The 9943-nt window shown below is 62.3% G+C and carries 11 protein-coding genes, 1 pseudogene and 1 riboswitch; all 12 genes and pseudogenes read right to left on the bottom strand.

The features are described from left to right. Positions 1-119: 119 nt before the first annotated feature. Positions 120-368: a hypothetical protein gene (locus tag VJR68_RS14095; protein WP_324148627.1), complete on the bottom strand. Its 249-nt coding sequence runs from the start codon at positions 366-368 to the stop codon at positions 120-122. Between the two features lie 427 nt (positions 369-795). Further along, on the bottom strand, positions 796-1770 hold the full coding sequence (locus tag VJR68_RS14090) for an ABC transporter ATP-binding protein (protein ID WP_324148625.1): 975 nt from the start codon (positions 1768-1770) through the stop codon (positions 796-798). Next, positions 1770-2543 carry an ABC transporter permease subunit gene (locus tag VJR68_RS14085; RefSeq protein WP_324148624.1) on the bottom strand — a complete coding sequence of 258 codons (774 nt, stop codon included), beginning with the start codon at positions 2541-2543 and terminating at the stop codon, positions 1770-1772. Before VJR68_RS14085 ends, VJR68_RS14090 begins: the two co-directional genes overlap by 1 nt. A 209-nt stretch (positions 2544-2752) precedes the next feature. Beyond that, entirely contained in the window at positions 2753-3637 is an 885-nt protein-coding gene (locus VJR68_RS14080; protein WP_324148622.1) for an extracellular solute-binding protein, read from the bottom strand. A 116-nt stretch (positions 3638-3753) separates the two neighbouring features. Continuing rightward, positions 3754-4107 (bottom strand): DUF7009 family protein, encoded by a 354-nt coding sequence (locus VJR68_RS14075; protein ID WP_324148621.1) that lies wholly within the window; start codon positions 4105-4107, stop codon positions 3754-3756. Then, complete coding sequence (gene mobA, locus VJR68_RS14070; RefSeq protein WP_324148619.1) at positions 4104-4652, bottom strand: molybdenum cofactor guanylyltransferase; 549 nt, start codon at positions 4650-4652, stop codon at positions 4104-4106. Before mobA ends, VJR68_RS14075 begins: the two co-directional genes overlap by 4 nt. Positions 4653-4655: 3 nt before the next feature. Then, positions 4656-5183, bottom strand: a complete 528-nt coding sequence (locus VJR68_RS14065; RefSeq protein ID WP_324148618.1) for a molybdenum cofactor biosynthesis protein MoaE — start codon at positions 5181-5183, stop codon at positions 4656-4658. Positions 5184-5388: 205 nt separating this feature from the next. Beyond that, positions 5389-5649 carry a MoaD/ThiS family protein gene (locus VJR68_RS14060; protein WP_324148616.1) on the bottom strand — a complete coding sequence of 87 codons (261 nt, stop codon included), beginning with the start codon at positions 5647-5649 and terminating at the stop codon, positions 5389-5391. Beyond that, positions 5646-6893: a gephyrin-like molybdotransferase Glp gene (glp, locus tag VJR68_RS14055; RefSeq protein ID WP_324148614.1), complete on the bottom strand. Its 1248-nt coding sequence runs from the start codon at positions 6891-6893 to the stop codon at positions 5646-5648. Before glp ends, VJR68_RS14060 begins: the two co-directional genes overlap by 4 nt. A 226-nt stretch (positions 6894-7119) precedes the next feature. Then, the gene (gene moaCB / locus VJR68_RS14050; protein ID WP_324148611.1) at positions 7120-8118 is read right to left on the bottom strand and encodes a bifunctional molybdenum cofactor biosynthesis protein MoaC/MoaB; all 999 of its coding nucleotides are present in this window, start codon (positions 8116-8118) and stop codon (positions 7120-7122) included. A 3-nt stretch (positions 8119-8121) separates the two neighbouring features. Next, on the bottom strand, positions 8122-9105 hold the full coding sequence (gene moaA, locus VJR68_RS14045; protein WP_324148610.1) for a GTP 3',8-cyclase MoaA: 984 nt from the start codon (positions 9103-9105) through the stop codon (positions 8122-8124). Continuing rightward, positions 9101-9243: riboswitch (molybdenum cofactor riboswitch) on the bottom strand. It overlaps the preceding gene by 5 nt. Positions 9244-9824: 581 nt before the next feature. Next, positions 9825-9943 (bottom strand): annotated as a pseudogene (locus tag VJR68_RS14040) (IS110 family transposase); the annotation flags it as partial.

Here is a 9943-nt window from a genome sequence, read left to right as displayed (position 1 = left end):
CCCCCCGGCGCCCGCCTTGGGCTTGGCGTAGTGGATATGACGGGTTATGCAGGCACAATTACGAAACAACGGATGAACTTTAATGATTTTTCGTTTGCATTCGCCGCATTGGGTTAGCGCTACCAATCCCATGATTTATGGGGTGAAATGTTTGATGCGTTGCAAAAATATGGTGCAAGGATTTGTGTCGGTGAGGCAGAAAAATGCAAAGTCTTCACATAGGCCGGCGGGGTAAACGGCGATGATGCGGCGCTGGATGATGGGCGATCAGGCAAATCTTGCGCGCGCAAATTCGTAAAGGCATCACCAACTTTGCCTGGATTAGTGCGCTTTTTCTTGCGCCGGGCAAAAGCCGTATGTTTCAGCACTGATCGTCATTCCGGTTTTCACAGCCAGGGCTTCAGCTCGTACGACGCTTGACTTTCTTCGTGTCACTGTGCGTAGATTTTTGTGCGATGGTGATAGCGTTAACATTTATCGGCGCTCACTCGGATGGGTGTTGCCTTCACGGTTGCAGTGGCGTTTCGCGGCAGCCTGGCGGCGAATGGCAAAGGGCCGGATCAAGGGGTTTCGTGTGGTGCTAAGTAAGCACTAGGGATGCTCTGATCTATTTCATGCACCCGGCATGACGTCCAGAAGGCCCGCAGGCTGCGCCGCGCGGCTTGAACAGACGGCGGCCAGTCTGCCCTGCGCCACGCACACACCCTGCGGGCCTTCTGGACCACGTAGGCTGGGATGCAATCCCGGCATCAACAAACTTTCACGAAAGCTGGGATTGTCATGCCAGCCTACGGGTTACGCATGTCGTTTCCACCACCGAATGGCTTCAGCAGGCAACTGCACGGCGACCGATGGGGGAACAGCCTGGTCAACAGGCACCGACACCCACAATCGCCCCTGACCGCACCGCACACCCAACTGCATCGTGCGCCCGATCACGTGCCGCACTTCGATCGACACCGCAACGGCGTCCGGCACATCATCGCGTGCATGCACGAGGCGAATCGCGTCGGGATCAATCGCCCAGTCGACTTCTCCCTCAAACGCATCGCTGTTGACGGGAAATGCAATGTTGCCCTCTTGCCATAGCAATCGTGCACCATCGATGCGACCGCGGTGCACGTTGCGATGACCAAGCAAGCGCGCAGCCGAACCGTCGACAGGATTGGCATTGACCTCGGCCGGCGAGCCGATCTGAATGATGCGTCGCCCATGCATCAACACCAGTCGATCAGCCACCGCCGCCAGATGCGGATCGTGGCTGACGGCCAGCGCAGGTATGCCGAAGTCGTGCACTTCGCCGATCAATTCAGCGATCACATCATCGCGCGTGACCGGATCGAGCGCCGACGTAGGTTCATCCAGCAACAGCAATTGCGGTCGGCGTGCCAAGGCGCGCGCCAGGGCCACGCGTTGCTGCTGTCCGCCCGATAGCGTGGCCGGGTAACGCTCGGCAAATTCCGCCATATGCACGCGTTCCAGCAGTTGCAGCGCCTGCGCACGCCGCTGCGCGCCACGCAACGCAAAGGCGGCGTTCTGCCAGGCGTTGAGATGCGGAAACAACGCATAGCCTTGCGGCAGATAACCCACCGGGCGATGTTGCGGTGCCATGCCGCCGAACGGCTCGCCTTGCGCCGGCGTCAAGCCGGCCATCGCGCGCAGCAGCAGTGATTTGCCTTCGCCACTGGCACCGAGCAACACCGTAAAACCTTCCACGTCGAAGGCGGCATGCAAGGCGATAGGGCGTTCGATGCGGTAATCGATACGCATCAGATCAGGCGCCTGCGGCGTGCGGCCAGGCCAAGGACCAACGGCAATGGCATGGCTACCAGAAAGAACACCCACAGCAGCGGATAGACCGCATTCAAACCGATGTTCTGCAGATTTACCCACAGCTTCACCGGAATGCCCTGCGGGTAGTACGCCACGATCAATACCGCGCCGAATTCACCCAGTGCACGCACCCATGCAAGCGCGATGGCTGCGGCCAGGCCGAGTTTTGCCATGGGAAGACTCACGCGCACGAAACTGCGCCAGGGCGAATGCCCCAACGTCAGCGCGATCTGTTCCAGTTCGCGCGGTACGCCTTCGAAGGCAGCGCGTGCGGCGATCACGTAATAGGGCAGGGCGCTATAGAACTGCGCCATCACAAAGGCTGGGCCGGAGTTGGTAAGCACCAGGCCAGCGCGTTCCAGCAAGTTTCCCGCTGGCGCATAGGGGCCATACATGGAGGCCAGCAGCAAGCCCAATGCAAGCGGCGGCGTGAGCAAGGCAAGCAGCAACAGCGCATCGATTAACCATTGACCGCGAATGCGATAACGCGCCAGCCACCAGGCGAGCGGTGTGCCAAAGGCAATGATCAGGGCCAAAGCAAGCACGCTGTAGCCCAGCGATACCGCCATAGCGCTGCCGTCACCGTCGGCAAAACCGAAGTGGCGCCACGACGTGACGAAAGCGAGGCCGATGAAGGGCGCGGCGAGGAGCAGCAGCGTTGCAGCGCTGATCAAGGCGGATATGCCTGATCGTGGCACCGTGGACTTCATGCTTGATGCCACATTGATGCCATGACGACTCGCTCTGGAACAAGCTTGTGGTGAGCTTCCATTTCCCTATTCGTAGGCCGGGATGACAATCCCGGCATCATGATGCTGAAAGAAAGCTGGGATTGTCATCCCGGCCTACGCAGCTGAGGCAACGGTTCATCCCAGTCGCCCTGCAAGCAGGGGAGGGGTAGATAGCCGTGAGCCACCCATCACAAGCCATTTCCGCGCGGCGCACTGTAACCATGCGCGCGAAAAAGTGCCTGCCCCTCCGCGCTTTGCAGAAAGCTCACAAAATCACGCGCCAACGCCGGCTGCTGCGCATTGCCCAGCACTCCCGCGTAGAACACCAGCGGTTGCACGCGCAACGTCTTGCCGTTATCCAGCGTGATGGAGGCACGGTCGTACCAGGCTTTCTGCATATCCGGATTGCCAAGATTGATCTCCTCCGGCAACGCAATCGTCGGCAGATTATGCGATTGCGCGGCGCTGAGATAACCGATGGCCGCGTCGATCTGGCCGGCTTCCAGCCGCGACATCAGCGACGGCTCGGTGAAGATCTGCGCCGGGTTTTCGGTTGCGCCGGCGATGGTCTTCAGCAGATCAGGTTGATGGTAGTAATTCGCTGCCAGCTGCAAGGTCAGCAAGACGTTCGCACCTTGCGGATCGACTGCCGGATCGGTACGGCCCAGGCGCAAACCCTTTTCGCTGAGCACGCCGTACCACTTCTTTTCACCGCGCGATGCGGCTGCGAAGTCGTTGGCGAATGGGCTATGCGGGCTGTAGATCACCACCATCTGCGTGCTGGCGACTGGAGCCGCGTTGCTTACCAAGCCCGCCTGCTTGAGCACTTGCATGGGGCCGGGCGTGATGGTGACGAATACGTCCGCCTGCAGTTGATGCGCGGCGAGCAGACGCGCCAGAGCGTAGGAACCCTGGCCAATGCCTTGATAGGTGGCGTGATGGGCTTTGGCGAAGGCGGGGCCGGCGGCGTTGTCCATCACCACGCCCATGGAGCCGGCGTAGGCGATGCGCAGCGTAGGGGTGGTTTGTGCGATAGCCGTTGCGAAGGCAAGGCTCAAGAGCAACGCGAACATGCCGTGCAGGCATGCTTTCGTCGCCCCGGCGAACGCCGGGGCCCAGTGTCTTGTGCGAGCGCCAAAGTCGCCGGGCCCCGGCGTTCGCCGGGGCGACGGTTGGGAGTTCATCATCATCAAGCACTTCCTTCTGAAGGTTTATGCAGCCGCTTGCGCGCGCTATCGCGCACATCCACGTCGAACAGAATCTGCAGCGTTTCACCACTCGGCGTGGACAGCGCGAACTGCAAGCCATCCCGCGTCGGCAGCCGTTCGCTCAGCGCGCGCACCTCCGACTCCGGCAAGCAGATGTGCAGCACGGTGCCTTCCCGTCGCCACTCGATTCGCGGCGACAAACTCACTTGCTGTAGCTCGATATGCCCATCGGGCAGGCTGGTGCGATTGTCCGCGGAGCCGCCTTCCAGCAATCGTGCCAGCTCGTCTTCATCGATGCGCAGCCGCAGACTCTGGCCTTCCAGTTGCACTCTCATGCATTCACCTCTCGCCAGGTTTCTTCCGTATTGCAGTCGACCAATTGTGCCGCTTCTTCAACGGACAGGGAGATCTCTTGCACGCCGACGCGTTCCTGCAGCGCACGCAACGAACGGCCACGCTTGTCATGCGAGGCCAACAGTGAACTTAAGGCATCGCGGCAATCTGCATCCAACTGCAGGCGCATCGGTAGCACATGGCCCGTAAAGCGCACGCAAGCGGCGACAGGCGGCGCATCGCGAAGGCGTACAAGCAGTGATGGCTGCAAGCGTGGCATGTCCACTGGAACAATCAGCAAGGCGCCATCCGGGCAGGTCGCGGCGATGCCGGCGATACCGCCGATCGGCCCGGCTTGCGGCATCGGATCGGCCACGCCCTGATAGTCAGGACGGTCGCCGCTTACTTTCACGGCATGCACGCCCGCGGCCAGCAGCGTGGCGATCTGGTGCTCGATCAGCGGACGGCCATGCCACGGCAGCAAGGCTTTGTCGCGCCCCATGCGCGAGGAAAGACCGCCGGCGAGCACCACGCCGATCAAGGACATGCGTCAGTGCTCGTGCCCGTGGGCATGCGTTTTCTTGCCGTGCGCGGCGGCGTGTTCGGCGTCGCGCTGCTCTTCCTGGCGATGTTCTTCGCACAGGGAACAGCCTTCGCTCCATGCGCTGTCGCCATCGATGTAGTGCTCCTGCTTCCAGATCGGCGCTTCGTGCTTCACGGCTTCGATCGCCAGCCGGCAGGCGCGGAAGGCTTCATCGCGATGCGGCGTGCCGGCGGCGACGATGACGGCGATTTCGCCGATGCGCAGTTCACCCTTGGCGTGGGCGATGTAGAGCTTCATCGGCCCGCCGATTTCTTTGCGTGCCCGCTCGCCGATGTCCTGGAAGGTACGCAGCGCAAGCGGTTCGAACAGGTCGTAGCTGATGCCGGTGACGACGCGCCCGAGATTGTGCTCGCGCACCTTGCCGATAAACATGTCGATGCCGCCGAAGCGCGGATCGGAAACGAAGGCGAGCGCGGCAGAGGGGTCGAGTTGGGCTTCGCAGATGTCGATGACGGCGGTGTGTAGGTCGGTCATGTGTGTCGGTCTTCAGAATGCAATGAAATCGCGCCCTTTCGTTTGGCCGTCATTCCCGCGCAAGCGGAAGCGCTTTACAACGGCGAATGCCGGTCAATCCATCTTTGCCTTTGCATCCGAGCAAAACATGGATTGACCGGCATTCGCCGTTGTAAAGCGCTTCCGCTTGCGCGGGAATGACGGCACAAAAAAGCAGCCGCGCATATTAGCCGCCACTCACCGGCGGCAAAATCGCCAACTGTCCATCCTCCGGCAGCGTGCGATGGTTATGCAGAATTTCGTCATTACTCGCAAACGCCGAACGCTGCACCAGCCCCGCACTGATGTGCGGCGCGTGCTCGCGCAAATGATCGCGCAGCAACTCGCGCAACTCGGCGATGGTGCAAGGTTCGGGCGCTTCCAGCTCGATAAAGCCGTGCGGGTCGGCATCGCGCAATGCACCGAACAGCGTGATCCGAACCTTCATGCGGCACTCCCGTACGGCAACGGAAATTCAAGATGGCCCACACCATAGATATCGACCAGTGCGCCAGCGGGCAGGGCGTCGATGTCGGCGGATACGACGGCCCACGCATTGGCGTCGGACAGCGGGCGGATGCGGTAAGACTCCTGGCCATCCAGCACCTCCACGCCCAGGCGGCCTTGCGCATCGATGTGCAGGCGGCTCTTGAGGTGAAAACGCAGGCGCGGTTTTTTGCTGTACGGTTTGATCAATGCGGCGCGGCGCGGTGCTTCCCGTGGCAAGCCCAGCATCACACGCAGCGCCGGTTCCACGAAAAATCGCAGGCCGACAGCCACAGCGATGGGATTGCCGGGCAGACCGAACAACAACACATCATCCGGCAGGCGTGCGAACAACATTGGTTTGCCGGGGCGTATGGCCACCTTGTGGAACAGCGTTTTCGCACCCAGCCGTTCCAGCGCTTGCGGCACGAAGTCGTAGCGGCCCATGGACACGGCGCCGCTGGTGACAACGATCTTCGCGCCGGCATTGAGTGCGCGGCGCATTGCTGATTCGAACGCGTCCGCATCGTCGCCCACCGTTTCCACGTGCACCACTTCAGCGCCGGCAAGCGGCAAGCGCGCAGCGAGGAAGGGGCCGTTGGAATTGCGGATCTGTCCCGGCGCCAACGCCTGGGCAGGATCGTCGACCAGCTCGCGGCCGGTGCAGATCACGGCCATGCGCGGCCGCTGGGCCACCGATACGTTCGCGATGCCGAGCGCCGCCAGCAACATCAGATGTTGCGCTTGCAGTGCGATGCCAGCATCCAGCAAGGTTTCGCCGCGCGCTACGTCGGAACCCGCGGTACGCACGTTCTGGCCGGGCGCGACATCTGCCAGCAAACGCACGCGCGAGGGTGGGAAGCGTTCGGTCTGTTCGACCGGAATCACGCGATCGAGCCCATCGGGCATGCGTGCGCCGGTCATGATTTCCCACGCGCCGATGCCGGCATGTGCCACGCCATCACCGGCGGCCTGTTCGCCTTCGATGCTCAACTCGGTGCCGGCAGGAACGATGGCGCCGCCACTCAGTGCGAAACCGTCCATGGCCGAGTTGTCGAACGGCGGCAGGTCGACGTTGCTGATCAGCGGCTCGGCGAGTACGCGGCCAAGGCATGCGCCGAGTGAGCAAGGCTCCGTGCCGAGTTTCGCGCTGGCGGCGAGCACGATGTGCAGGGCTTCGTCGTAGGTGAGTGTGTCCTGGCTCATGCAGCCATGTCCCGAAGCAGGGAGGTTTCAGGTGCGGGGACATCGATGTCCGTCATGCCAGCGAAAGCTGGCATCCAGCGCCTTTCGGCGCAAAAGTCGCTGGATGATTCGCTTCGCTCACCCCTTCGGGGCCGTCCATTCGGACGTTCTCCGCGCTTCGCGCCTACGTCCAGCTTTCGCTGGGATGACGGCAAATGGAGATGATGGCGCGGTTGGGAACCCTTGCTCATGCATGCCCCCCACCCGCTGCCATGCTTATCGCATGCGCAAGGATCGGCGCCAGTATGTCCATGCCTTGCGCAACAGCTTTCGCACTGCCTGGCAGGGCGATCACCAACGTATTGCCGATCAGTACTGCTTCCGCGCGGCTCAGCCACGCCATCGGCGTGTGCTGGCTGCTTTCGCTGCGAAACAGCTCGCCGATGCCGTCGACGTGACGATCCGCCACCATCGCCAGCGCCTCCGGTGTGCGATCGCGCGGCCCAAGGCCCGTGCCACCGGAGCAGAGAATCAACTTGACGCCGCTGCCAGCAAGCTCGCGCAAACGCGCGGCGAGTGGTCCGGGCTCGTCCGGATGCAGTTCAACGTCGTGCACATCCGCGCCCAGGCCGCGCAAGCGTTCCGCCAGCAGCGGGCCGGAGGCATCGGCATATTCGCCACGGCTGGCGCGATCGCTCAGCGTGATCACGGCAGCGCTGATGCCATCGAGCTTTGCGATGCCGCGCGGCTTGTAGTGCTCGCGCTCCGCATCGCTCATGCCTTCCGGATGCAGCCACAAGCCTTTTTTGCCGCCTTCCTTGAACAGGAGGCGTACACCGCCGAAGGAGAGCGCGGGTTCCACCGGCTTGGTCAGGTCGTAGAGCGTCAGCAGGGCGGCGCTCGCACCAGCCAACGCCTCCATCTCCACGCCGGTACGCGCAAACGTTGCCACTTCGCAGTACACGCGGATCGCGTGGCGTTCGCTCACCGGCTCGCAACGCACGTCGATGTATTCCAATGGCAACGGGTGGCAAAGCGGCATCAGTTGCGAGGCGTTCTTGGCACCTTGCAGGCCGGCGATTTCCGCCATCACCATCGCATCGCCTTTTGGCAGGCGGCGTTCGACGATCTGCGCAAACGCATCGGCGCCTGCACTCAACTCGCCAACTGCCACCGCGCGGCGCGCAGTGATGCGCTTACGGCGAACATCCGCCATATGAAAGTGAACGCTTTCGCGCTCTTGCATGAATCAACCCCCGGTGGATGCGAGATGAGGCGTGATGCCGGTACGCCCTTCGTGCAGGAAATGCCCCTGTTCCTTGCGGCCGATCTGGCCGCCGATGGCGCGCACCAGGTCTTCCAGCTGATCGTCCGACTGCAGCAACGGGCGCAACGGAATGCCGAATTCGCCGAACAGGCAAAGACGCAGATCGCCGGTCGCGGTCACTCGCAGGCGATTGCAGCCGGCGCAGAAGTCCTTGGAATAAGGCGCGATGATGCCGATGCGGCCGGCGTAGTCCGGATGACGGTATTCGCGCGCGGGACCCGCGTCGGCGGCGCGCGGCAGCACTTGCCAGCCGTGCGTCAGCAGTTCGGTTTCCAGCGTTTCCGCGCGCACGTGGTGATCGCGGAAGAACGGCAGGTTATCGCCTGTCTGCATCAGTTCGATAAAGCGCACGCCGATGCGACGGTCGCGCAGGTAATCCAGCCAGGCCGGCAGTTGCTGGTCGTTGACGCCGCGCAGCAGCACGGCGTTGAGCTTGACCGATGGCAGGCCGGCTGCCAGCGCCATGTCCACGCCGTGCAGGATGTCGTCCAGCCGGTCATGGCCGGTGATGCGCGCGAATGCCGCGCGGTCGAGGCTGTCCACACTGACGTTGATGGCATTGAGGCCGGCATCCATCCACTCGTGCAGGTGGCGGCTGAGCAGGGTGCCGTTGGTGGTCATCGCCAGCTTGGTGATGCCCGGTACGGCCGCGGCGGTGCGCAGGATGTCGGTGAGGTCCTTGCGCACGCTCGGCTCGCCGCCGGTGATGCGCAGCTTGTGCATGCCCATTTCGGTAAAGCCGCGCAGCAGGCGCGTGATCTCCGGCAGGGACAGCGGCCCGGCGGCATTCGCCTCGGCGTGGTAGCCGTGTGGCAGGCAATACGTGCAACGGAAATTGCACGCAGGGATGATCGACAACCGCAAATACGGAAACCGACGGCCATAGCGATCAGCCAGCGGGGACATGCATCTTTGCTCCTTTCCAAATGGGGAGGCGGCCGCGTTTCCGCGGTCACCCTGGTGGTCCCTTGAGGGGATCACGGGCGCCTGGCCGTATTCCGGTAAGAGAACCTTAGGCCGGGTGCCTCGGAGTTGTTTGGTGTTGCGCTCAGAGGTGAGTGTAACTATCCGCTGATTGGGGGTGTTCGTCTATGACGGTTTTGTCATGTTGAGGGTTTGTGCAGGGGTGGGTTGAATTGTGTACTGGACGGTTTGATGTTCCTCGTCGTCTTACACAAGCGAAGCTGGTCAAACTATTTTGGATCTTGGCGTTGAGTGATTTTTCGGGGATTGAAGCATTGCCTGCGGCGCTTTCGGTCGCGGAGCGACCGAGTCACTTCTCTTTGCGTGCCCAAAGAGAAGTAACCAAGAGAAAAGGGCACCCCCGAGGGGCGCTTGGCGGGCGTCCTGCCCGCCAAGTCCGTGAAGGGTGGGCGGGGCTTTTCGACAGCACATCCTGTGCTGGCGAAAAGGCATGGGCATCCGTGCCCATGCACCCTTCGGGGCCTCGTCCGCCCACCCTTCACCGCCCCCAAGGGGCCCGGAAAAGCAGGCGCGCATCCCTGCGCGACCTCACCGGCGCAGGCGCCGGTGTCGCTGGGTTCTTCGCGTTGAAAAGATGTTCTGTCATGTGCATCAATCGGCGCACATCTCCATGCATGGCGGCGTAGATACTGTTATCCGAGTCAAGCGTTATGAAGGGCCGGATCGAAGGGCCGGCCTGATTTGATGACACCCAAAGCGACCTGAGCCAGTTTGCGCATCATGGCGCCGATGATGACCATCGGTATCTTTTTGCTGGCCT

It is taken from the genome of Dyella sp. (assembly GCF_035277725.1).
Classification (GTDB): Bacteria; Pseudomonadota; Gammaproteobacteria; order Xanthomonadales; family Rhodanobacteraceae; genus Dyella_B.
Note: the sequence above shows the minus strand (reverse complement) of the source record. Positions and strands in the feature narration are given on the sequence as shown.

What these genes read in the sequence shown, in the direction of transcription:
- VJR68_RS14090 (WP_324148625.1), bottom strand. Translation starts at nt 1,770, where the DNA reads ATGCGTATCGATTACCGCATCGAACGCCCTATCGCCTTGCATGCCGCC.
- VJR68_RS14085 (WP_324148624.1), bottom strand. Translation starts at nt 2,543, where the DNA reads ATGAAGTCCACGGTGCCACGATCAGGCATATCCGCCTTGATCAGCGCT.
- VJR68_RS14080 (WP_324148622.1), bottom strand. Translation starts at nt 3,637, where the DNA reads ATGTTCGCGTTGCTCTTGAGCCTTGCCTTCGCAACGGCTATCGCACAA.
- VJR68_RS14075 (WP_324148621.1), bottom strand. Translation starts at nt 4,107, where the DNA reads ATGAGAGTGCAACTGGAAGGCCAGAGTCTGCGGCTGCGCATCGATGAA.
- mobA (WP_324148619.1), bottom strand. Translation starts at nt 4,652, where the DNA reads ATGTCCTTGATCGGCGTGGTGCTCGCCGGCGGTCTTTCCTCGCGCATG.
- VJR68_RS14065 (WP_324148618.1), bottom strand. Translation starts at nt 5,183, where the DNA reads ATGACCGACCTACACACCGCCGTCATCGACATCTGCGAAGCCCAACTC.
- VJR68_RS14060 (WP_324148616.1), bottom strand. Translation starts at nt 5,649, where the DNA reads ATGAAGGTTCGGATCACGCTGTTCGGTGCATTGCGCGATGCCGACCCG.
- glp (WP_324148614.1), bottom strand. Translation starts at nt 6,893, where the DNA reads ATGAGCCAGGACACACTCACCTACGACGAAGCCCTGCACATCGTGCTC.
- moaCB (WP_324148611.1), bottom strand. Translation starts at nt 8,118, where the DNA reads ATGCAAGAGCGCGAAAGCGTTCACTTTCATATGGCGGATGTTCGCCGT.
- moaA (WP_324148610.1), bottom strand. Translation starts at nt 9,105, where the DNA reads ATGTCCCCGCTGGCTGATCGCTATGGCCGTCGGTTTCCGTATTTGCGG.